This window comes from Paenibacillus sp. FSL H3-0321, from assembly GCF_038002865.1.
In the GTDB taxonomy this organism is placed as follows: Bacteria; Bacillota; Bacilli; order Paenibacillales; family Paenibacillaceae; genus Paenibacillus_AQ.
In genome coordinates this window covers 2,162,872-2,186,467 of record NZ_JBBODH010000001.1, presented here as the reverse complement: position 1 = coordinate 2,186,467, position 23,596 = coordinate 2,162,872, and the positions used below count along the sequence as shown (strand labels likewise).

Here is a 23,596-nt window from a genome sequence, read left to right as displayed (position 1 = left end):
AAAAAATGGAGGTTTTTAAGAATGTCGATTACAAAATTATTAGGTATTAAATATCCGATTTTTCAAGGTGGTATGGCTCAGATCGCCGTTTCTCCTCTAGTAGGTGCTGTTTCTAATGCGGGAGGGCTAGGCATTATCGGTTCAGGCGGATTTACTGCTGATCGTCTTCGTGACGAGATTCGTAAGGCAAAAGAAAGCACCAATAAACCCTTCGCTGTAAATTTGATGTTGATGATGAACAATATCCCTGAACTTATTCAAGTCATTATAGAAGAAAATGTGAAGATTGTTACCACTGGTGCAGGCACGCCCGCTCCATACATGAAGACTCTCAAAGAAAATGGCATTATCGTAATTCCGGTAGTCCCTTCTGTAAAAATCGCTAAGAAAATGGAAGCATTAGGTGTTGATGCGATTGTTGCTGAGGGAACAGAAGCAGGCGGACATGTTGGTGAAACAACGACCATGGCTCTTCTGCCTCAAGTAGTTAGTGCGGTTTCCATTCCGGTTATTGGAGCCGGCGGGATTGCGGATGGCCGTGGAGTAGCAGCTGCATTTGCGCTCGGAGCACAGGGCGTTCAGGTTGGAACCCGGTTCCTGGCTACAGTGGAATGCCCTACTCACGAGAACTTCAAACAAGCAGTAATTACCGCAGATGATACGAGCACAACGGTTACTGGCCGCAGCCTGGGTGGTCCTGTTAGAAGTATTAAGAATAGTATGATTGCTGAATTCCTTAGACTTGAAAATGAAAAGGCTTCTCGTGAAGAATTAGAGAAATTAAGTTTGGGATCTTTGCGCAGAGCCGTATTCGAAGGAGATACGGATACTGGCTCTGTAATGGCAGGACAAATTTGTGGGATGGTTAATGAGATTACCACGGTTGAAGAGATGATTACCACTATGTTTGAAGAGGCTCAAGAAATCCTTGAGAAGCTGGGGAAATTATCAGTTGTTGGTGCATAATTAAAGTGTAATGTATATTAGCCAAGTGGTATCATTTACGTAATGATATCATTTGGCTTTTTTTCTAAATATGAAGTAAGCGTTAATACAACTGTATAGGACTGATAAATTTGACTAAAAGAAATAAAAAATCAGGTAAACGTACGATAGACGAAATTATTGGAGAATTGCCTTCTACTTTATTTGTCACCGATCCAAACGGAAATATATTAATTTCCAATGATTTTACCGCTTTAACCATTGGAGTTCAATTAGAAGATCTGCTAAAGGCCAATGTCCAGGATTTGGTGAAGGCAGGCTATTATGGTCATTCCATTACGATGGAAGCCATTCAAAGTAAACAAAAAGTATCTAAAAATATCATTACGTCAAGAGGGTTTCATATATTCTCGACAGCTATTCCTATTTTGGATAAGGATGGGGAGGTGCAGCTGGTAGTCACCACTTCAAATGAATTCAAACAGGAACACACCTATTATGAAGCTAATGTACCTGTAACCCAGCAAATCAACAAGCAATTAGGAGAAGCTGCAGCGGGGAAAGGGAAAGGTATTGTTGCCGAAAGTTTGGCAATGAAACAAATTATTAAAGTCTGCAACCAAATAGCATCCTACGACAGTAAAGTGTTAATATATGGTGAATCCGGAACGGGTAAAGAGGTTATAGCGAAATATATTCATCTAAAGAGTGAAAAGTGGAAGGGTCCCTTCATTGCGATTAACTGCGCAGCTATTGCTCCGGCCGGATTTGAATATGAATTGTTTGGATACGAAAAAGGAGTCTTTGAAGGGCAGGCGGAAGTGAAGACGGGAATGATCGAAATTGCCAATGACGGGGTTCTATTTCTGGATGAAATTGCTGATTTGCCGCTCGAGATGCAAGCCAAATTATTGCGGGTTCTTGAGAATCAGGAAGTGAGACGAGTCGGCGGCATTACTAATATACCGATCAATTGTCGTGTTATATCAGCTACTAGTCGGGATCTGTGGAGTATGGTAAAAAAAGGTCTGTTCCGGGAAGATTTATATTATCGGATTAATGTGATCCCGATTCATATTCCTCCGCTTCGCAACCGCAAACTAGACCTTGTAGGATTAATCTCCAGTTTTATAGCCAGCTTCAATCAAATGTACGGTAAGAAATATGTCTTAAGTGCTGAAGAGTTTGATAAGATGCTTAGTCAGCCTTGGCATGGGAATGCGAGAGAGTTAAGGAATTATATCGAAAGACTTGTGGTTACGGAATACATGGGAATTAGCCAACAGGAAGAGGATAATGTTGCGGATTGGTATTCAATAGACCACTTCATAGAAAAAAATAAACATCAGCTGTCTACTCTGAAAGACTTCACTGCAGTAGCAGAGGGGCGTTATATAAAAAAAGTACTGAAAGATTGTTATGGGAACGGAACAGAAGCGGCCAAGAAATTAAGTGTGGACAGATCGGTTATTTACAGAAAGCTGAAGAAAATGGAAGAAGTGCTGGCCCCCAAAACCTTATAACTGGGCAAGCTGTCCTGAATGGAACATTATTAAAGCTTGATTCTGGTAGGGGATTTGAATAAACTGAAGCCTGCCATAAATTAATTCACGGGCTTCAAGTGGCTAATTCTCGTTATTCTTCTTTATACTTATCGTATAAATCCTGTCTGTTTCACCACATCACAATGTTTGTTCAGGATCTGTGAGAGGCCTATGTCAGCGACAAGGGCCTCTTTATTTATGAATAATAGCTAAATAGTAAAAACATTAATGTATATAATCAGATACAATTTGTATATTATAATTTACAAAATGAATTACATCATATACAATAAATCAAGGAGATGATGCACTTGAGTGAACTGGTTAACCGCGTCCGTGAACTGCGGGCCAGGGACAGATTGTCCCAGCAAGAGCTGGCACAGCGAATCGGAGCCTCCCGCCAGACGATCGCATTGATCGAAAGGGGCGATTATTCCCCCTCAGTGGTGCTGGCTCTGAAGATTGCTGCAGCCTTTAAAGTGCAGGTTGAGGATATATTTTCCATTCGAGAAGAGGAGCGTGAGCAATGATGGACAGCACAAACAAACCACTCAAAACCAAAAAAGCATTGTGGCTGATTCTATGGGCATTTATTGGAGGGATGATCGGCTACATCTTTGCCTCGGGTGCAATTACTGTTCCGGAGAATGCCGACTTCAGCTTTTCGCTTGTTTACGAATATGATCTTATGTTCGCCTTGTTGGCGCTGATTGTGCTTGTTCTGCTGGTCTGGAATGTGATTGGCCTCAGCCAGTTGAACGCCATGCACGATGAAGACCAGTATTCAGATGAGCCGATGAGTCCGAAGGAGAAGCTGCTTGGTACAATCCTCAAGGTCAGCTCGTATAACACCATTGTCACCCTGCTATGGCTGGTGCTTGCTTTTGCCCATGCCCTGGGAGCGGGCAGTCCGAGGGAGACCATGCAAACTTACATGCTGGTGAACATGATCAGCGGCTGCGTCACGATGTTTATGGCCATTTTTCTCCAGCACCGCACGCTTGTGATCTACAACGAGGTCTATCCGGATCGGACGCTGAATCTGAAATCCAACAGCGGGAAAGAAGCGGCACGTGAGCTGTTTGCCAAAATGGACGAGGGAGAGCAGTGGACGGTATACCGGTCTGCCTATTCTGCTTATCAGATTACCAACGTGATGTTAATTGCAGGCATCGTGCTGTTTACGCTGTACTCCCTGCTGTTCGGCTTCACACCGCTGCCCATTGTCGTCCTGGGCATCATTCTGCTGGTGCAGCAAACGGTCTATTACCGTGAGGTGGCCAAGGCGTATAAATGAATTTAATGAATCCGTATCCATGAAATTCCGTAATAACCGCTATACCTATTATTTTATTGGAAATGGAGTGAAGTGAATGAATTTGTCAATGTTGCGTAGCGGTCCCGCTTTTTGGACGAGGACAGTGCTTGCCGCTACCCTGATTCTGACTCTGATGGCCCCGATGGTGCATGCGTCTGCCGTTTCCCCTGCGTCTCCTCCTCCGGCATCTGCTAAAGGGCAAGCTAAGCCGCTGACGACAGAGAATGCCGCGGCGTTCCTCAAGCAATTCTTCAGTATGAAAGAGGTGAAAGCGCAGCTTGCAGGTGCGGTTGTCATTGTGGTCAAGGATGGCAAGACGGTGATTGAAGAAGGCTTCGGCTATGCGGACAAGGCCGGTAAAACGGAGGTAGACCCTGATGAAACGGTCTTCCGCATGGCCTCGGTATCCAAAACCTTCACCGCCGCTGCCGCTATGCAGCTGGTAGAGCAAGGGAAAATTGATCTGAAAGCGGATTTTCAGACCTATACAGGACCGATTGAATTCGAGAATCCCTTCGGGGTTCCGGTAACGGTGGAGGATTTGCTGACCCATACCACTGGGTTCCGGATTCAGGACCCCCAGCCGGAAGATATCAATGATGATTTCGGGACAAAGGTATCTATTGAGGATTATGTGCTGCAGCACATGCCGCCGGTTGTCCGAGAGCCGGGCACTTCTTACATGTATGACAACTTCGCTTCGCTGTTGCTCGGTCTGGTAGTGGAGAAGGCCAGTCACGAATCCTATGAGGATTATATGGAGAAGCATGTATTTGCACCGCTGAATATGGATAAAAGCGGCTTCCTGCTGGAAGGCAAGCTGAAGGAAGATCTCGCTACGGCCTATGATGCCGCAGGCAAGGCGCTTGACTTGTATACAGTAACTCCAACCGTCATGCCGCATGGAGGCATGCTGTCCACCGCCGATGATATCGGCAAGTTCATGACTGCTTTTCTGAATGGGGGCGTGGCGGGAAATAACCGTATTCTGGCTGAAAGTACAGTAGATTCCATGAAGGAATATCGCTCCTCCATCCACCCGTTGTTGCCGAATACCACCTACGGCTTTGAAGCGCCCATGCAGCTTCCCGGTGCCGGCAGCAGCTCCAAGATTATCACCAAGGCAGGCGATTTAATCGGCTTCAGCTCTTATATGTTCCTGATTCCGGAGCAGAATACCGGGGTTTTCATTGCCTATAATCAGCAAAGCGTGCTGCGGGAGCTGTTTTACCCGGCGTTTATCCAGGCGTTTTTCCCGCAATATGCCGCACCAGCGAAGCTGGGAACCTTCCAGCCGCTGAGCGCCGAAGCCCTGGATGCGTTCACCGGTTACTATGCGGATCTCCGTCTCAAGAGCTTGGTCTCCACGGTTGCTGTAAAAGATGGTGCGCTTAGCATTAGCGATGCATTGCTGGGCACCCGCCAGCTGCGTCAGGTGGACGATAATTTGTTCATTGATGAGCTTACCAAGAAATTTACTGGCTTTGAAATGACTTCGGGCGGGCAAGGCGCCTATCTGAAAGAACCGTACCTCAATCCTTACAGCTATGAGCAAAAAGGGCCGGATGGTGTCGGTTATGCCGATGTCACCCCGAGCCATCCGTATGCGACCCCGGTTATGATGCTGCAGTCGCTGGGATATCTGCCGAATGATGCGGCGCTCAGCTTTCAGCCTGAGGCGGGAACTACGCGTGCCGAGTATGTGCGGCTGATGCTGGAGAGCAGCAATATAAAAGAGAGCAAGACAGCGAAGCTGGCATTCCCTGATCTGCAGGGTCATCCTGATGCCGCTTATGTACAGATGGCCGTTGAACTCGGAATGGTTCAAGGAACGCCAGGGGGAGAGTTCCAGCCTGACCGGGTCATTTCCCGCCAGGAGGCGGCGGTAATGGTGTGGAAACTGCTCAGCGCACAGTACCCGGATGAGCTGTTCAAAGATGTGAAGCTGGCCGGCAAAACAGATAAATGGGCGGTTCCGGCGGTGAGGATGGCCGTGGCTTTGGGACTGTACGGACCTGACATCAAGGCTGATACCAAGGGGGCTGTTGATTTCAAGTCCAGAGATGCGCTGAGCAAAAAGGAGAATGCTGCAATTCTGTATGCTCTGTTCACGAATCCGATCAATCAGATCGTTGCCGGACTGACGGAGAAGTCCGGGGAGGCGGGCAACTGAAAGGGCGGACAACGGGAGATTGCGCCCGATGAATCTATTGGGCTGTAATACAAAAAGCAGAGCCTGCAGACATTGTCCGCAGGCTCTGTTCTTTAAGGATTTGGGAGGACGGTCTAACTGCCGTCTTTTTTTATTTCTTCTCTCCGCCCTCGGCATGGAGCTTGGCGATCAGCTTATCGCCCTCGACATCGAGGTTCGGAAGCAGACGGTCCAGCCATTTCGGAAGCCACCAGGCTTTGTCTCCAAAGACTGCCATTACGGCCGGAACGAGCGTCATACGGATGATGAAGGCATCAATCAGGATACCGAAGGCCAGCGCGAAGCCGATCTGCTTAATCATCGCGTCAGGTGCGAAGATAAAGCCGGCGAAGACGGAAACCATGATTATGCCCGCTGCAAGCACGACGCGGCTGGCGAGATCATAGCCGTGAACGACGCTGTCGTTGCCACGGCGTCCGTGGACGTATGCCTCGCGCATGGAGCTGACCAGGAACACCTGATAGTCCATCGCCAGCCCGTACAGGATGCCGGTGACCAGAATCGGCATGAAGCTGAGCAGCGGACCTCCCGTGTCAAAACCGAACAGGGAGTGCAGCCATCCCCACTGGTACACGGCTGTGGTAAGGCCGAAGGTGGCGAGGACGCTGAGAATAAAGCCAACTGTCGCTTTGATCGGAACAATGACTGACCTGAAAACGAGCAGCAGGATGATCAGCGACAGAATTACGATGATGCCAATATATATTGGGAAAGCATCGGAAAGCTTGGAGGACATATCAATATTAATGGCGGTGAAGCCGGTCACGCCAAGCTTAACATCATTCCCGGATGCGAGGCCGGAAGCGGGATCGCGCAGATCCTGCACCAGATCTCTTGTCGCTGTATCTGTCGGGCCGGTTTTTGGAATTAGACTGATAATGGCGATATCTCCGGTCGAATTGACACCCATTGGGGACACCAGCGTGACGTTATCATACATTTGCAGCTCCTGAACCAGCTTGCCCAGTGTCTGCATAGAAATCTTGCCGGACGGGTTATTCGGCTGGGCCACCAGCAGCAGCGGTCCGTTGAAGCCTTCGCCGAAGCCCTTGGAGATAATGTCATAGCTCTGGCGTGCCGGGGTGTCCAGGTTCGCCGAGGCACCAGACGGAATGCCCAGCTCCATTTTTGTTACCGGGATCGCCGCTGTTCCAAGACCCAGAACCACCAGAATAATGATGATCCAGCGGTATTTCACGGTAGCGTTCGCCCAGCGGTGTGAGAACCCGTGGCGGGCTTTGTTAAGGGAAGCAACGTTCTTGGAACGGGCCTTGGCGGTGCAGATCCGTTCACCGACCAGACCCAGCAGCGCAGGCAGCAGGGTCAGCGCCAGCAGGACGTTGATCAGAACGCTGACAGCGGCCACCAGAGCCATGGTCGACAGGAAGCCAATGCCGATGACCAGCATGCCGCACAGGGCGATGATAACGGTCAGACCGGCGAAAAATACGGCGCTGCCGGCGGTACCTAATGCCCGGCTTGCTGCTTCGCCGGCGCTTAATTTCTCATCGAGAATCAACCGTCGCTGCCGGTTGACGATGAACAGCGAGTAGTCGATGCCGACAGCCAGACCGATCATAACGGCGAGAATCGGCGTGATGTCGTTCATCTGGATGATACTTGAGAGGGCAAACGCTCCGCCGACGCTGATCCCGACGCCAAGGAGTGCGGTGATCAGCGGCAACCCTGCCGCAACGACCGAGCCAAGCGTAATAAACAGCACAATCGCTGCAACGACAACGCCTACCGCTTCCGTCGATCCGATGGACGGAATACTCTTCAGTGAATCGCTCGGAATGGCTGTGATGCCAGAGCCTGCCTGCTCGACTTCGGTCACGGTGTTGATGATGTTATCCGGTACGGAAGATGGCAGCGACGTCTGCTGAACAGTGAATTGAAACTGGAACAAGGCGATGCTGCCATCGGCGGATAGCATGACGCCGGGAACCGGAACACCGTCAGCCAACAGCGGTCCGTAAGGAGCTGCCTGAGCTGCAGCCGCCGCTTGACCCGCTGAGGCCGAAGGATCTGCAGTGGCAGATTGACCACCGGCAGCGGCTTGTCCCGCAGCATCAGTCTGACCCGTAGCGGCTGACGGGTCTGCAGTGGCAGATTGACCACTGGCAACAGCTTGTCCCGCAGCATCAGTCTGACCCGCTGCGGCCGAAGGGTCTGCTCCTGTAGCTTGTCCCGCAGCAGCGGCGGCTTGGGCGGCCAGGTCGGCCGGGTTGATGATATAATCCATGCTGTAGACATCATTGATAGCCTTCAGAATCAGCGGTGTCCGTTCCGGCGTGTCCAGCCGTTCTCCGTCAGGTGCGGTGAAGGCAACACTCGCTTGGCCGCCGGCAGCAGCAGGAAGCTCTTCAGCCAGCATATCCAGCACTTTTTGCGATTCCGTGCCCTCAATTTTCATTTCGGAGCTGGACTGGATGCCATTGACGCCTAGCAGGGCGCCTACAACACCGAGAATAAGAATCCAGGCTGTAAGGAAATACCATGGTTTGGAATAAGCCGATTTTCCCAATCGGTACAGAAATGTTGACATGTAGTGGTTTCTCCTTTTTATCTCTGGTTTAGAAGCCGTTGCGTAAATAAGCAAACATGGAATTCAAATATTGATCAAACGACATAGCACCGGAGTGTTCATCCTGTGCTTCTCCCGGCAGCATTACGTTTAGCCGTCCGTCCAGAATCGGCACGAACGCTCCGTAGACAGCACCGGCAAGAAGATGGGTATATCCGTCGGCGTAACGTCCATGAGAGAACTGCTCGAGCGTCTGCTGTGCAGCGATCTGCAAACGGCGGAATACGCTGAGGATATAAGGCTCCAGCGACGGATACTGATTCGCAAGTGATACGAACTGGCGTAATTGATACAGAAACTCGGAAGTAAACTGCAGCTTGAGCAAGTTGTACAAGGCATCCAGCGGTGTTGCATCCGGAGACAAGCCTGTTAGCAGTATATTCTTGTCCTCTTTTGAAATGTTGCCCATAAAATACTCTGCTACCGCCTCCTCTTTGCACGAGAAATAATTGGCAAAGGTCCGCCGGGAGTAACCGGCCTTCTGGACAACATCATCGACAATGAAGCCGTCCATACCCAGCTCAAGCGCAAGCTCGAAGGCGGATTGGGATAAGGCATAAGCTGTGGCTTCCTTCTTTTTATCGCGCAGTGTCGGCTTGGGGTTCAAGTTCCAAGCGACCTCCTTTCTTGAGTACAGAGGATGCTCTGCTCTCTATTTGCTATTTCTATATTATTGCCCAAAGAGCAAAATTGCACAATGGGCAATTTTTTTGCGGATCTCTAGCGCAGCATCTTCCGGCGATTCAACACGAAGAACACGCAAGCAATATTGAGCCTAATCAACCGAATATATTCCTGGATTCATCCATGACGGATCTTTTTTTGTTCAATAGTGAAAATTATTGTTCAATCGCCTGCTACTAACCTCACATGCCTAAAACTATAATCAAACTATATGCTGAGTTCATTCAGGGCATATTTCGGAGAATGGAACGGGTGAAATGCTCCCCTCAAAAAATACTATGCATGGAGGTTATATTCATGATACGTGGCAGTGAAGCAGAGGATAAGTTAGAGCTGTTCAAAAGTAATACTACTGTACATATTTATGTGTCTGAAAACGAAAACAGTGCGGTACAAATTGCAGTTGATAATCTCTTGCGGGATATCCATTCGGTGTGTGGCTGCAAAGCCGTACGTTCCAAAGAAATGGATAAATGCAGCGTCATCATCGGTACGATAGACAATAATGAAACGTTTAGCGGAATCATCAAGGAAAAGAACGTACCGGTAGAAAAATTACAGTCGGAGGATGGCTCCTTCCATTGGGAAGCTTATCTTCAAGAAGTAAGAGACGGTGTATTCTACATTGTTGGAACAGACAGACGCGGTACCATCTTTGGAATCTACGACTTATGCGAGGAACTAGGCGTGTCGCCTTGGTATTACTGGGCGGATGTGCCTGTCAAAATCCGGAACATCTTCCAGATTCCTATGAGCTTTTCAAAAGCGGATTGGCCCTCGGTTAAGTACAGGGGGATCTTCGTGAATGATGAAGAGGAATTTGATGATTGGGCAAAGCTGCATACACCCGATGGCACGATTGGTCCTGAGGCGTACCGGAATTTATTCGAGCTGCTGCTGCGATTGAAGGCGAATTATATCTGGCCGGCTATGCATGTCAATTATTTTAATGAGAATCCGCAAAATGGAAGATTGGCAGAAGAAATGGGGGTTGTGGTAGGGACCTCACACTGCGATATGCTGCTCCGCAGCAATCAGAACGAGTGGGAGCCGTGGATCGAGAGCAAAGGATATACTGACGCCGTATATGATTATTCCATCGAAGGCCGGAACCGGCAGATTTTACAGGAGTACTGGCAGGAAAGTGTTGAACTTAATCAAAATTACGAAGTCTCCTATACGATGGGGATGCGGGGAATCCATGATTCCGGATTTCATACCTTGGCCATTGATGAAGATACTTCACTGAACGAGGAAGAAAAGATCGATGCCAGGGTCAATCTTCTGAGTAAGGTTATCCAGGATCAAAGAGAGCTGATCAGGAATGTTCTGGGAGAGAAAAAAGGCCAAGAGGCTTTGAAGACCTTTGTGCCTTATAAGGAGGTACTGTCGCTGTATGACCGGGGCCTTGACTTGCCTGACGACATGACCCTGATTTGGGCGAATGACAACTTTGGCCATATGCGCCGTTATCCGAATGAGGCCGAACGTAAACGCAGCGGCGGGAACGGACTTTACTACCACGCTTCTTACTGGGCGCCTCCCGGCACGGCAATGAGTTATCTGTTCATCAATTCAATCCCGCTGGCCCATACCGGTAACGAATTGAAAAAGTCCTATGAGTCGGGCATACGGCAAATATGGGTATTGAATGTGGGCGGTCTGAAGCCTATCGAGCAGGATATGGAATTTTTCCTGAGGTATGGCTGGGAGGCAGGCAAAGAAGCGGGAATAACCAAGGATACGCTGCAATTTACCGAGCATTGGATCAATTCTAATTTTTCGGGCAATCACGGACCGGAAGCCGCACAATTATACGAAGCCTTTGCCCAGGCAACCAACGTGCGTAAAATTGAGCATATGGATTCGAATGTGTTTTCACAAACCATTTATGGAGATGAAGCCGGACGAAGGCTGATGCGTCTGGAGGATATTTTCCAGCGCGGAAATGCAATTCTGAGGAGTCTTCCTGAAGGGGAGCGTGCTGCATTTTTCCAGCTGTTTCTGATGAAAATTCATGCTTCCTACTATACCAATCATGAATACTATTACGCCGACAGGAGTACGCTTTCGTATAAGCGCGGGAATATGCAGGCGGCGGACCTGTATGTGGAGCTGTCCAAACGGATGCTGGATAACAAACGGAGCATGCTCCATTTCTATAATAAAAAGATGAGTGGCGGCAAATGGGACCGGATTCTAACACCGGAAAGCTTTCCGCCACCGCCTACCGCTATGTATCCTGCGAGAAAACCTGCCTTAAGCATTGCTGGAAGCGGTATTCAGATAAACCTCTGGAATGAAGCAGAGATACTGAACTTTTCGGTGTATGGTCAGAGACAGAAGTGGTTTGAAATCGGGAACCAGGGAGCGGGAAGTATTCCCTTCACCATTGAGGTGCAGGCGGGAGCGGACTGGATTGTTCTTTCCGAAACAGAAGGGACGATACTAACGGAAAGCAGAATTCTCGTAACGGTGCTGGATCCTGAAGAACATGCGGGAAAGCAAGGGCTGATCGCAGTTCATAATCTTAAGGATGGCGTTGTTGTGCCGATAAAGGTTCAGGTCGAAGAAGCTGCGCTGATTCCGGAGGGTTTTAACGGATATGTGGAGTCAGACGGATATGTATCCATACCGGCGGCAGGCTATGCCGGGAACAGTGTTCAAGATAATCAACAAGTTGAAGCCCAAAGATACGGCTGGCTGACGGTGCCGGGCATTGGAAGATATGAGGGTGCTGCCGTGATGGCGTGGCATTCGGAATTAGGGTCTATGGCCGGGAACCTTAAGGACAATCCTAAGTTGGAATATGATATTTATTTAACTCAAGGTGGAGCTCATCTGCTGGAGATACAACGTGTTCTTACTTTGGATTCCACGGGCCGGATTCGTTTTGGTATAGGCATGGATGACTGCGAGCCAATGATGGTCGAAACGGACACCCGTGACGAGTGGATGGGCAAGTGGCAGGATTCTGTTGTTAATAACGGGGAGAAGGTATTGGTGGAACTGCCCTTTTTACCAGCTGGCGCTCACCGCTTGAAGCTATATATGGTGGATCGTTATGTGACTATTACCAAGCTCATTCTGTATACCAGTGAGCGTAAGGGGGCAAATTTAGGCCCGGTAACCAGCTGGCATAATTATACACCGGTTGCAGAGTACGGACTCGAGAGCCCAAGCGTGGACTGGAATGAACTCGAAGCGCTGTGTACCGGGTTTTATCTGACAACAGCAGATGAAGTTCCGCCGCTGAATGTTTTATATGCGACACGAAGTTTTTTCGACACAATTGATATGATCTTTCAGAAATGCTATGATCGTCCGCAGATTGCGCTGGGGGACAAACGGTATGCCAATCTATGCAATAGCCAGGGAGAAAAGGATTTCATCCGGGAGTTTGGTTCTGGTGTATTCCATGAAGCGGATGGCATCGTGGCGATTGAGGCTGAATATGCACTTGAACAATCGGACAATGCATATCTTACACCCAGTATAGACGGAAGCCATGTGTCATGGAGCCATTTGGAGGCGGAAACCAACGGAAGAACCGGATTGGCTATGCATGTTGACCAGCCTGGAATCCTGTGGGAACAACCGGAGAGTGCTCCAGGAATGCATTATCGAATAAAACTCAACACAGGGGGCATCTATCATGTGTGGATGCTGATCCGGCATTACAATGATAAGTCGGATTCCTGTTACCTGGTAGTTGATGGTGGGGCAAGGCCGTTATCGGAGCAGTTCGGAAAGGGGGAGCTGCACACCTACAGCACCTCGCAAGTCTATTACTGGTGCCTGATCTCTGATCTGGAATTAACAACAGGTGAGCATGTGTTGTCTATCCTTGCAAGAAAGTCGCAGCTTCGTGTGGACCGTATTTATCTGACCAGAGGCGATGAACTGCCGCCTCTTGACGCCGAGTGGAAGGATTCTATAAGAAGCTGAACCACTTATTCAGATAGAGTATTCTAGCTTGTATGTATTCGAGAAGCCTTTTGGAAGCAACGGGTAAAGGACGGTGGCAACTTGTCCGTCCAGAACCTGTGCTGTGGAAAAAAGGCTTTTTTGTGCTGCATTTATTGTTCTTCAGAATTGATGAATAGTGAAAGAAATGGATTCATTCCTCTCCTTCATGCAAAGGGTGAGCCGACTTATAATGAAGAAAAGTTCCGACACCACATGAAAGATAGGAGTAAAAACATGAACAAAGCAGCTGTAAAGCAAGTGCCTGCCGTTCCTATGAAAACGGTACCAAAGATGAGAAAACTAAGGGGGCGCTGGGAGTCTCCCATTGCAGGCTATTTGTTTCTATCTCCCTGGCTAATTGGTTTCTTTCTGCTTACTCTTGGACCGATGCTGATGTCCTTGTATTATTCGTTTACGGATTATTCACTGCTCGATGCTCCAAACTGGGTAGGGCTGGAGAATTACAAGAATATTTTCACCAAGGATGATGTATTTCCTGCTTCGCTCCGGATTACGATTACCTTTGTGTTGCTGACGGTGCCGCTGCGGCTGATGTTTGCCCTGTTGATCGCTATGCTGCTTAACCGGAAAATCAAAGGGATCTCCTTCTACCGGACCATGGTGTATTTTCCTTCCCTGATCGGAACCAGCATTGCGGTATCTATTCTCTGGAAAAACATTTTTAGCCGCAACGGCTTCATCAATGACTTCCTCAGCATCTTCGGTATTAAAGGACCCGCGTGGATTGCCGATCCGGACTATGCGCTAGGCACTCTGATTGTGCTGATGGTCTGGCAGTTCGGTTCCTCCATGATTATCTTCCTGGCAGGTCTGAAGCAGGTTCCCGGTGATCTGTATGAAGCCTCCTCCGTGGATGGCGCCAGCAAATTTCGGCAGTTCTTCTCAATCACGCTGCCGATGCTCTCGCTGATTATTATGTTCAACGCTATTCAGACCATGATCAATACCTTCCAGATGTTTACCCAGGCATTTGTTATCACAGGCGGCGGTCCGGTTAAATCGACCTTTGTCTATGTCATGTATCTGTACGAGGAAGCATTCACGAAATTCCATATGGGCTATGCGTCGGCTCTGGCCTGGATCCTGCTGCTGCTGATCGGCTTGTTCGCGGCAGTGCTGTTCGGAACTTCGAAATACTGGGTGTTCTATGAATCGCAAGGAGGCAAAAAATAATGGAATCGATCAGCAAAGGGAAACGGACCCTTACACATGCAGCACTTCTCGCTGTCAGTTTAATCATGATGTACCCCATCTTCTGGTGGCTGGGAGCTTCACTTAAAACGAACGAGGAAATGAGCTCAGCGAATCTGTTTCCTAAGGTTCCACATTGGAACAATTTCTCCGAAGGCTGGGTATCGGTACCGAACTTTTCATTTGCCCATTTCTATGTCAACACGTTTGAGCTGGTCCTCGGGGTACTCTTTACGAGTATTGTATCCTGCAGTCTTGTAGCCTTTGCCTTCTCCAGGCTAGACTTCCCGCTGCGGAAGCTATGGTTCGCCATCATGCTGGTTACTCTGATGCTGCCTACACAGGTAACGATTGTTCCCCAGTATGTGATGTTCAGCGAATGGGGCTGGATCAATACCTATCTGCCGTTCTACATTCCCCATTTGTTCGCGGGCGGGATAGGTGGTCCATTCTTTATCTACCTTCTTGTGCAATTTATGCGGTCCGTTCCGAAGGAGCTGGACGAAGCAGCCAAGATTGACGGATGCTCCTGGTTCAGTATCTATTGGAGGATTATGATTCCGCTGGTGAAGCCTGCTCTAGTTACTGTTGCTATCTATTGCTTCCTGTGGAACTGGGATGATTTCTTCGGACAAATGCTTTATATTAATACTATTGAAAAATATACCATTAACCTGGCGCTGAAGCTCTTCATCGATTCACAAAGCTCAGTCCCATGGGGGCAAATGCTGGCGATGTCACTGTTGTCCATTGTTCCGTCAGTATTGATATTCTTCCTTGCACAGAAGCACTTCGTAGAAGGAATATCTGCAGGTGCGCTGAAGGGATAGATGGTTTAGATATTCGGAGGATTTTAGCTGCGAGCAATCGCAGCTCTTTCTCTTTTATAGATCCGGGAGGTATGCAAATGCGTGGCAACCCTTTTAAGACGCTGCGGATCGATGTTGTTTTCTTTTTTAGCTTCGCGCTGATTGTGGTGGTGTTTGTGGGTTTAATCGTTATCTTCAGCTATATGAGCGGTTCTAAAGAAATTGCGGACAACACGTCCTACTATCAGCAGAAGCTGCTCATTGAACTGCACAAGAAGCTCAATACCAACCTGGAGGACATCGAGCAGAGCTCCAACACAGCCGCACAGAATTTCAACGACCAGTATGAAGCGTTGCTGGGCGGCAGCCAATATGACCGGATGCGCGGACAGGCAGGCATCCGCTCGCAGCTGAATAATTATGTGTTCAGCATGCCCATGCTGCATTCGATCCACGTCTATTCCGATCTGACGCCGTCCTACAGTGTACAGGAGGAATACGTCCAATTTCTTACCATGGAGCAGATGGAAAAAGAGGCCTGGTATGAGGATCTGCGCAATTCGGACTATGCCTGGCTGAGTGAACGGATCATCAAGACCAATACCGGAGATGATTCGGTCATCAGCTTTGCCCGCAGAGTCTACAACCGCTTTAACCGTGCATTTGCCGTCATAGTCTTTAATGTTCGTGTTCCGGTGTTTCAGTCCCTGATTGCCACCGAGGACAGCCGTTCCAGTCTGGCCCTGCTGGATGCGACCGGCAAGCTGATCACACATACCGGCAACGAATTCTTCTTCCTGGATCATATGGAGGAAATCAAGCGCCAGCTGGAATCGCAGACGGCCGGAGCGAAGCGGACCGATGATGAATTTCTTGTCTGGTCCTCTTCGTTGGACTCCCAGTGGTCGCTTGTGGAGATGACCTCCTGGAGCCAGATCACAGCCGGAAGCCTGAAGCAGACACAGATCATCCTTGCGCTGGGCATTGCCGCGATTATTATGATTCTGCTGCTGGCTGTCTTCCTGTCGCGCCAGTTCGTGAAGCCTATTGGCCTCCTGCTCAAAGCGATGAGCAATTTCTCACTGAACAAGAGAATACCGCTGCCGGAGGATTACCGGAATGAATTCGGGCGGCTGTTCCAGGGCTACGAGAAGCTGACTTACCGGGTTGAAGAGCTATACCAGAGCCTGGAAGAGCAGCATGAGCATCAGCGGGCGGCAGAGATCAAGGCACTGCAGATGATGATTAATCCGCATTTTCTCTACAATTCGCTGGATCAGGTGAACTGGCTTGCTATTGAAGCTAATCAGCCGCAAATCAGCAGCATGCTGTCGAATCTTGGTCAATTTTTCCGTCTGGCGCTGACTAACAGTGACAGTCTGGTGCCCTTTAGCGAAGAACTGGCCCATATTGGTAGCTATCTGCAATTTCAAAAAGTACGCTGGGAAGAGCGGCTTGAATACAGTTTCAGTATTGCTGATGAGGCTAAATCCTTGTTCGTGCCCAAGATTATTCTCCAGCCGTTTGTAGAGAATGCTTTCATTCACGGGTTCCATGGCAAACAACAAGCTTCCTTAACGATTACTGGTAAGGTAGAGGAAGGGTGCCTGCAGATTATTATTATGGATGATGGCCGCCAGCTTCAGGACAACTGGATGGAGAAACGCAGCGCCAAGGGCGGTTACGGGCTGCAAAATGTGCGTGAGCGGATTGAAGCGATGTTCGGGGACGCCTACGGTTTCCATTTAAGCAATTCTCCGGAGGGTGGAACACAGGCTGTCATTACCTTGCCGTTATTATATTCATCATCTCTCAAAGGAGGAAGACAGGATGTGGAAGGTAGTCATCATTGATGATGATTTTCAGGTTGTACGCGGATTGCGCAAGGCCATTCCCTGGGATGAGCTTGAAGCGGAATTTGCCGGGGAAGCGATAGACGGGGAAGCCGGGTTGAAGCTGATTGAAGAGGTGAATCCCGATATTGTTCTGACGGATATTTATATGCCGGTGATGAACGGTATTGAGATGATTGAACAGTTGAAGCAGAGGGATTTCACCGGACGGTTCGTGATTTTGAGCGGATACAACGATTTTGAATATGCCCGGACAGCGCTGCGCCTGGGAGTAGATGATTATCTGACCAAGCCGGTTACACTGGAACAGATCCGCAGCGTATTGGCCGAGACGATAGAGAAGCTGGAAGAGACCTATCTGCAGCGAATGGAGCATACCAGAACTCAGACGGGGAAGCTGGGGGCAGCACCGCGTAAGGAAGAATGCCTGTCGGCGGTATTGAATGGCTGGAACAGCGAAAATGTGCTGAGTTCCTATCCATCTGCGGACATCTGGGATAAGGAACACACCATGATGGTGATAGAGGTTCTATGGAATGAGCGTATCCGCAGCATCTCGCTGGCGGACTGGAATTTATTCAAATTTGCCGTCTCCAATATCATTACTGAGGTTTCAGGCGAGAAATGGCCGGATGCCATCTTTGTCTGGCTGTTCGGCAATCATGCAGCGCTGCTCCTGCCTTCCGGCGCAGGCAGTCCGACAACGGAGATCCAAGAAGCGGCGGACCAGCTGGGCAGCCTGATGATCAGCAGTATGCATACTTTTCTGGGGCTGGAGATCCGGTATGCCCTCGGGAAGGTTGGGCACAGCTTCATGGAGAGCAAAGCTTCCGCCGACGAAGCGATGCAGAAGCTGTTTGACAGTCAGGCCATTATCATGGACAGCGAAACGCCAGGCGGACAAGGGACACTTGCAGCTGAAAGCAAAGCAGCGGATAAGTTCTCATTAAATGATTATTATCAGGCGATTATCCGTGCCCTGCAGGAGGGACAAGATAGCGAAGTAATGTCATTAATCCGTTTGTTCCTGGATCACCGGCAGCCGGAGGAGGAGCGGAATCCGCTGGTGTACCGTGTGCTTGCAGCTGAGCTATGGGCCTTGCTGCATAATGCCATGCTGATTGCAGGGCTGCCTACAGGAAAAAGCGAGGAGGAAGCTCTTGCACTGCGTGAGCTTAGCGAAATGACGGAACGGGCGCGGATCGAGGAATGGCTCGAAACACAGATCCGTGTCCTGCGCAAAGGGCAGGCTCCGGCGATTCATGAGAAGCACAGGAAAGCGGTGCAGTTCATGATTGAATATATTCATGAACATTACGCCGAAGACATTACCCTGGAGCAAATGGCCTCCCAGCTGTATATTTCCAAGAATTATTTGAACCAGCTGTTCAAAAAAGTAACCGGTGAAACCTTGACCAATTATGTAATCCGGGTACGGATTGAGAAAGCCAAAACGCTGCTTCTGGACGGAGATCACCTGATATATGAGGTGTCGGAAATGGTCGGCTATCAGAATGTCCCTTATTTCAGCACGCTGTTCAAGAAGTTCTGCGGTGTCAGCCCCAGCGAACTGATCAAGCGATAGGATAGTAGTGAATACTGAAAGATTTGTGTTCATTACTCTTCTATACGATCCAGAGGGCGGATGTTACGATCTAGCTATAAATGTTGGCGGAGCTGACAGAAGGGGGAATAACAAAATGAGCAATACGGTAAAGAAAAGTTTTCTTGTAATCGCTTTATTTATGATGATGCTAGTATCAGCTTGCGGGAACAGCAACAACGGAAACAGCGGCAACAAAGAAGCCGGGGCCAACGGAGGAACTGAAACAGCGGAACCATCGACAAATACGGGGAAATCGGGAGGCGACTCCGGTGAAAAGGTAACGCTTACCATTGCATGGTGGGGCTCGCAGATCAGACATGATGCGACACTTAAAGCATTGGATCAATATAAAGCGCTCCATCCTAACGTCACCTTCCAGACTCAGTTCTCCGGGTGGGACGGATACTTTGACAAGCTTGCGGTTCAGTACTCGGCCAAAAGCGCACCGGATATTATCCAGATGGATGCCGGTTACATCAATGACTACGCGGGCAGAAACCTGCTGGCTGATCTGAAGGATGTCAACGTTGCCGATATTGAACCGAATACGGTGAACAGCGGAAAGGTTAAAGACGTACTGTATGCCATCCCTTCAGGAGTTGCGGCCCTCGGTATGGTGTATGACAAAACTGTAGTGGAGAAGCTGGGACTTGAAGCTCCATCCTTTAGCTGGACCTGGGATGATTTCTTCGCCTTTGGTGAAGCAGCTAAAGCCAAATTTGGGGACGACAAATATGTGTATGTTGACCAGAGCGGCGACCTGGTAGACTATACTGCTTATCAGTACAGCATGGGGAAAGGTTACATTTACGATGACAGCGGAAATCTTACCATCGACAAGGATACCTGGATCGGATACATGAGCAAAATGGGTGAACTGCGGGATAAAGGCATTCTGACTCCTGCTGATATCACAACAACGGATAAAGAGCTGGACCCACAGCTTGACAGTGTGATCAACGGCAATGCGATTGTGCGCCATTCGTTCTCCAATCTGGTTGGCTCCATGGATTCGCTGAAGCCAGACACCTACGCCTATGCCTCCATGCCATACGGTACGGAAGCGGGAGGCTGGCTGAAGCCCAGCATGTTCTGGAGCGTAAATGCCCAATCTGCGAAGCAGGCGGAGGCAATCAAGTTCGTCGACTGGATGCTGAACGATCAGGAAGCCGGCAAGACGCTTGGCCTGACGCGCGGCACACCGGTAAACAAGAAGGTTATCGAAGCTTTGACCCCAACCTTCAGCGAAGCGGATAAAGTCTCACTTGATTTCCTGGAAAAAGTGACTCCGGATGCCCAGTTGTTCATTAATGATCCTAAAGGCTGGGGCAATTTCAAAACGGACTATAAAACGGTAGTGGAGAAGCTGCAGTTCAAACAGTCCACACCTGAGGAAGCTTACGAGGAATTAATGAAAGTTGCGGAGCAATATGCGGCCGAAGCCAGCAAATAATTATACAAGGGAAGAACCGGTCAGCGAAAGCAGACCGGTTCTATTGAAATTCGGATAACAACGAAATAGAATGGAGTGTCGTAAATGAGAATAGAATTATGGCCAGAAGGAGCTCCGCTGGCGATGGGAAACGGAACCGAGGACCGGCCGGTGCTGAACGGATATGTGCTGGAAAAAGGGGAGCCGCGGGGAGCCGTCATTATTTTGCCGGGAGGAGCGTATTGTGAGCGAGCGGCTCACGAAGGTGAACCGGTGGCCCGGTGGCTGAACGGACTGGGTGTATCGGCATTCGTGCTCGATTACCGTGTATCGCCATACCGGCATCCCGCTCCACTGCTGGATGCACAGCGGGCTATTCGTTATGTGCGGCTGCATGCCGCTGAATGGGGGATTGACCCGGAACGGGTGGGCATATTGGGCTTTTCAGCCGGCGGGCATCTGGCATCGACAGCCGGTACGCATTTCGATCAGGGAGACAGCGGGGCAGAGGACCCGGTAGAGCGTATGTCCAGCCGGCCGGATTTCATGATTCTCTGTTATCCGGTGATCAATTTGGGGAGTTCCGGGCATATCCGCTCCCGGACCAACCTGCTTGGATCAGATCCTTCGGAGGAAGAGATCCTTTTACTGTCAAACGAACTTCAGGTGTCGCCGGATACACCGCCGGCCTTCCTCTGGCATACCTCCGACGACCCCGGCGTTCGTGTGGAGCATTCGCTGCATTTTGCCGGTGCATTAAGCAGACACGGGGTGCCGTTTGAGCTGCATTCGTTCATGACCGGCCTGCACGGCCTTGGACTTGCCGAGGATCACCCTGAAGCACGGGCGTGGCCGGGGTTGTGCGCGGCGTGGCTGAAGCGGAGGGGCATCTTCACGGAAACAGTTGCCGGATGATGCAGACCATTAAAATGGCCAATCATGCGGCTGTGTGGAACAATAATATATATAATTATGAGCATGCGGAAGATAACCTTCGCATGCTTTTTTTGTCTAAAGGGCTGCCCAAAAGGGCAGATCCTCCGTGCCCCTTTGGACGATGGCAGAAGGTCTCCCGGTCTATAAGATAAAGGCATAGAGAAAAACATTTAGCACAGAGGAGACGATACTGAAATGGCAAAATTATTATACCGGCTGGGGTTTTGGTCGGCGAAGAACCGGATTAAAGTCCTGCTGGGAAGCATTACACTTTTGGTGGCAGCAGCTATTGTAGCGCTGTCGATGGGCATCCATTTTGGTGAGGAGACCTCCATTCCCGGACTTGCCTCGCAAAAAACACTGGAGGTTATGGAGAAGGAATTTCCAAACCCGCAGGGTGACCTCGGGAAAACCCAATTGGTGCTGAAGGCTCCCGGCAATGAAACGTTATCCTCTGAAGCAGCGCAGCAGCTAATTGCGGAGAAGCTTAAGGAAGTGGCAACGGATCAGGAGGTAGCTTCGGTTGTAAGTCCGTATGATAACCATTCATTGAATGCAGACAGCAGCATTGGTTATGCCACAATTACGTATAAAGTGCCAGGTGATGAAGTTACAGAGGCATCGAAGGATTCAGTTACCGAGATTGCGGAAGGCCTGCGGGATGCCGGCTGGCAGGCCGAATTGATCGGCGACGGCTACGTAAAAATGGCAACCAGCAGTCCGGCCGAAGCACTCGGGGTATTGGTGGCCTTGGTAATTCTTGCGGTTGCTCTTGGTTCTATCCTTACCGGCGCTTTACCGATCTTAACGGCAGCTTTAGGCCTTGGCTTTGGCATTATGCTGATTATCATCGGAACGAGTATATTGGACATTCCGTCGTTTGCTTTATCGCTGGCCGGTATGCTTGGACTGGCTGTCGGCATCGATTATGCATTATTCATTATCGCCAGATACCGCCAGCAGCTGGCTGAAGGCTATGAAAGACGGGAAGCAATCGCCATTGCGAATGGAACAGCCGGGAGTGCAGTGGTGTTTGCTGGAATAACAGTTATTATCGCTCTTCTTGGTTTCTCTTTCGTTGGAGTACCGTTCCTTAGCGCCATGGGGATGGCAGGTGCGCTATGTGTATTGACTGCTATATTGATGACGATATTTGTGGTGCCGGCAATACTAGAATTGATGGGAGGTAAAATCAAAGCACCGGTCAAGCGTTCCAAGGGCTCAGAAAGCAAGCAGAAGCCGGCAGGCCGCGGGAATTTGTGGGGAAGATTTGTTACCGGGCAGCCTTTAGTGGCTGTAGTGCTGGGTGTAGCGCTGCTTGCAACCATTGCTCTGCCATTCTTCCACATGGAGACGGGCCTTGGGAATGACGGTCATAAATCGCCTGATAAAACCGAGCGCCGGGCCTACGACCTCCTAAGTGAAGCCTACGGTGAAGGGTATCATGGGCCGTTAGTAATATTGGCAGAAACAGATGGCGGAGAAGCGGCCGCAGCCAATCTTAATAAAGTGATTGAAGAGGTAAAGACCTACCCCAACGTCGTTATGGTAAACCCGCCGGTGACTGGACCATCCGGAAAAGTGTCGCTGATTACCGTCATGCCGGCTACGGGACCCAATGATTCAGAAACCTTAGACCTTGTCCATCTGATTCGTGATAAGGCTTCGGAAATTGAGCAGCAGGATCATGTCAAAATTGGGGTAACCGGCAGCACTGCTGTCAATATTGATATCACCCAGAAGTTGAATCAGGCCTTGCCTAAATTTTGCCTGATCATTGTTGGCTTGGCCTTTGTACTGCTAATGCTGGTGTTCCGTTCGATTCTGGTTCCGATCAAGGCAGTGCTCGGCTTCATTCTGTCGCTCGGTGCGACCTTGGGATTTGTCACCTATGTGGTTCAGGATGGTCATTTCCAGAAGCTATTTGGATTCTATGCGGAAGCTCCGGTGTTCAATTTCCTGCCGATCATTGTAGTCGGTGTTCTGTTCGGCCTGGCGATGGACTACGAAGTGTTTCTGGTCAGCCGGATGCGTGAGGAATTCAAGAAGAGCGGAAATGCCAAGAAGTCTGTTCTTGCCGGTATGCACCACAGTGGCGGAGTCGTAACCGCAGCCGGACTTATCATGGTTGCCGTCTTTACCGGATTCATTCTGGCAGAGGAGCCTATGGTTAAGGTCATGGGACTGGCACTCGCCTTTGGTGTTCTGTTTGATGCCTTTGTAGTCCGGATGCTCATTGTTCCTGGTCTTATGACCTTGCTTGGGAAGTCGGCCTGGTATTTTCCAAAGTGGCTGGACCGGCTGCTTCCCAACCTGGATGTGGAGGGTGAGGAAGTTATGAAGGAAGTAGAACAGAAACAGCTGAAATTTGTGAAGGAAGCTAATATCAGATTCTTGGCTGAACCCTTAGAATAAGTTGGCTTAAGAAGCGGCAGTCGTTGATTAGTACAATATTCAATGACTGCCGCATTGTTATCCATAAATCGTTA

At 49.5% G+C, this 23,596-nt stretch carries 15 protein-coding genes; 13 read left to right on the top strand and 2 right to left on the bottom strand.

The window, feature by feature from the left end; genetic code table 11:
- Positions 1-21: 21 nt before the first annotated feature.
- The 5 genes from MHI45_RS09655 (at position 22) to MHI45_RS09635 (ending at position 5,980) form a co-directional block, all read left to right on the top strand.
- Positions 22-966, top strand: coding sequence for a DUF561 domain-containing protein (locus MHI45_RS09655; RefSeq protein ID WP_340897038.1), 945 nt, complete (start codon positions 22-24; stop codon positions 964-966).
- Between the two features lie 110 nt (positions 967-1,076).
- Entirely contained in the window at positions 1,077-2,468 is a 1,392-nt protein-coding gene (locus MHI45_RS09650) for a sigma-54 interaction domain-containing protein (RefSeq protein ID WP_076109922.1), read from the top strand.
- Between the two features lie 332 nt (positions 2,469-2,800).
- Positions 2,801-3,019: a helix-turn-helix transcriptional regulator gene (locus MHI45_RS09645; RefSeq protein ID WP_379141271.1), complete on the top strand. Its 219-nt coding sequence runs from the start codon at positions 2,801-2,803 to the stop codon at positions 3,017-3,019.
- The gene (locus MHI45_RS09640; protein ID WP_076109920.1) at positions 3,016-3,786 is read left to right on the top strand and encodes a DUF3169 family protein; all 771 of its coding nucleotides are present in this window, start codon (positions 3,016-3,018) and stop codon (positions 3,784-3,786) included. The genes MHI45_RS09645 and MHI45_RS09640 overlap by 4 nt, the downstream gene beginning before the upstream one ends.
- Positions 3,787-3,862: 76 nt before the next feature.
- Positions 3,863-5,980 (top strand): serine hydrolase, encoded by a 2,118-nt coding sequence (locus MHI45_RS09635; RefSeq protein WP_076109919.1) that lies wholly within the window; start codon positions 3,863-3,865, stop codon positions 5,978-5,980.
- Positions 5,981-6,110: 130 nt separating this feature from the next.
- On the opposite strand, the gene MHI45_RS09630 is transcribed toward MHI45_RS09635, so the two are convergent.
- Both MHI45_RS09630 and MHI45_RS09625 read right to left on the bottom strand, forming a co-directional pair.
- Complete coding sequence (locus MHI45_RS09630; RefSeq protein WP_076109918.1) at positions 6,111-8,567, bottom strand: MMPL family transporter; 2,457 nt, start codon at positions 8,565-8,567, stop codon at positions 6,111-6,113.
- A gap of 28 nt (positions 8,568-8,595) precedes the next feature.
- On the bottom strand, positions 8,596-9,213 hold the full coding sequence (locus MHI45_RS09625; protein WP_076109917.1) for a TetR/AcrR family transcriptional regulator: 618 nt from the start codon (positions 9,211-9,213) through the stop codon (positions 8,596-8,598).
- A gap of 374 nt (positions 9,214-9,587) precedes the next feature.
- Here MHI45_RS09625 and MHI45_RS09620 point away from each other — a divergent pair, with 374 nt between their 5' ends.
- The 8 genes from MHI45_RS09620 to MHI45_RS09585 all read left to right on the top strand — a co-directional run bounded on the left by MHI45_RS09620 (position 9,588) and on the right by MHI45_RS09585 (position 23,522).
- Entirely contained in the window at positions 9,588-13,238 is a 3,651-nt protein-coding gene (locus tag MHI45_RS09620; RefSeq protein ID WP_341119034.1) for a glycosyl hydrolase 115 family protein, read from the top strand.
- Positions 13,239-13,493: 255 nt separating this feature from the next.
- Complete coding sequence (locus MHI45_RS09615) at positions 13,494-14,453, top strand: carbohydrate ABC transporter permease (RefSeq protein ID WP_341119033.1); 960 nt, start codon at positions 13,494-13,496, stop codon at positions 14,451-14,453.
- A complete protein-coding gene (locus MHI45_RS09610) occupies positions 14,453-15,301 on the top strand; it encodes a carbohydrate ABC transporter permease (RefSeq protein ID WP_341119032.1) in 849 nt (282 codons plus the stop codon). The genes MHI45_RS09615 and MHI45_RS09610 overlap by 1 nt, the downstream gene beginning before the upstream one ends.
- Positions 15,302-15,378: 77 nt before the next feature.
- A complete protein-coding gene (locus MHI45_RS09605; RefSeq protein WP_076109913.1) occupies positions 15,379-17,133 on the top strand; it encodes a sensor histidine kinase in 1,755 nt (584 codons plus the stop codon).
- Complete coding sequence (locus MHI45_RS09600) at positions 17,111-18,718, top strand: response regulator transcription factor (RefSeq protein ID WP_341119031.1); 1,608 nt, start codon at positions 17,111-17,113, stop codon at positions 18,716-18,718. The genes MHI45_RS09605 and MHI45_RS09600 overlap by 23 nt, the downstream gene beginning before the upstream one ends.
- Positions 18,719-18,833: 115 nt before the next feature.
- Complete coding sequence (locus MHI45_RS09595) at positions 18,834-20,192, top strand: ABC transporter substrate-binding protein (protein WP_076109911.1); 1,359 nt, start codon at positions 18,834-18,836, stop codon at positions 20,190-20,192.
- 84 nt (positions 20,193-20,276) lie between these two features.
- Positions 20,277-21,086 carry an alpha/beta hydrolase gene (locus MHI45_RS09590; RefSeq protein ID WP_341119030.1) on the top strand — a complete coding sequence of 270 codons (810 nt, stop codon included), beginning with the start codon at positions 20,277-20,279 and terminating at the stop codon, positions 21,084-21,086.
- A gap of 216 nt (positions 21,087-21,302) precedes the next feature.
- Positions 21,303-23,522, top strand: coding sequence for an MMPL family transporter (locus MHI45_RS09585; RefSeq protein WP_341119029.1), 2,220 nt, complete (start codon positions 21,303-21,305; stop codon positions 23,520-23,522).
- Positions 23,523-23,596: the final 74 nt, after the last annotated feature.

Bases quoted from the DNA above. Each gene is read 5' to 3' on its own strand.
- MHI45_RS09655 (WP_340897038.1), top strand. From the start codon at position 22: ATGTCGATTACAAAATTATTAGGTATTAAATATCCGATTTTTCAAGGT.
- MHI45_RS09640 (WP_076109920.1), top strand. From the start codon at position 3,016: ATGATGGACAGCACAAACAAACCACTCAAAACCAAAAAAGCATTGTGG.
- MHI45_RS09635 (WP_076109919.1), top strand. From the start codon at position 3,863: ATGAATTTGTCAATGTTGCGTAGCGGTCCCGCTTTTTGGACGAGGACA.
- MHI45_RS09630 (WP_076109918.1), bottom strand. From the start codon at position 8,567: ATGTCAACATTTCTGTACCGATTGGGAAAATCGGCTTATTCCAAACCA.
- MHI45_RS09620 (WP_341119034.1), top strand. From the start codon at position 9,588: ATGATACGTGGCAGTGAAGCAGAGGATAAGTTAGAGCTGTTCAAAAGT.
- MHI45_RS09615 (WP_341119033.1), top strand. From the start codon at position 13,494: ATGAACAAAGCAGCTGTAAAGCAAGTGCCTGCCGTTCCTATGAAAACG.
- MHI45_RS09610 (WP_341119032.1), top strand. From the start codon at position 14,453: ATGGAATCGATCAGCAAAGGGAAACGGACCCTTACACATGCAGCACTT.
- MHI45_RS09605 (WP_076109913.1), top strand. From the start codon at position 15,379: ATGCGTGGCAACCCTTTTAAGACGCTGCGGATCGATGTTGTTTTCTTT.
- MHI45_RS09600 (WP_341119031.1), top strand. From the start codon at position 17,111: ATGTGGAAGGTAGTCATCATTGATGATGATTTTCAGGTTGTACGCGGA.
- MHI45_RS09595 (WP_076109911.1), top strand. From the start codon at position 18,834: ATGAGCAATACGGTAAAGAAAAGTTTTCTTGTAATCGCTTTATTTATG.
- MHI45_RS09590 (WP_341119030.1), top strand. From the start codon at position 20,277: ATGAGAATAGAATTATGGCCAGAAGGAGCTCCGCTGGCGATGGGAAAC.
- MHI45_RS09585 (WP_341119029.1), top strand. From the start codon at position 21,303: ATGGCAAAATTATTATACCGGCTGGGGTTTTGGTCGGCGAAGAACCGG.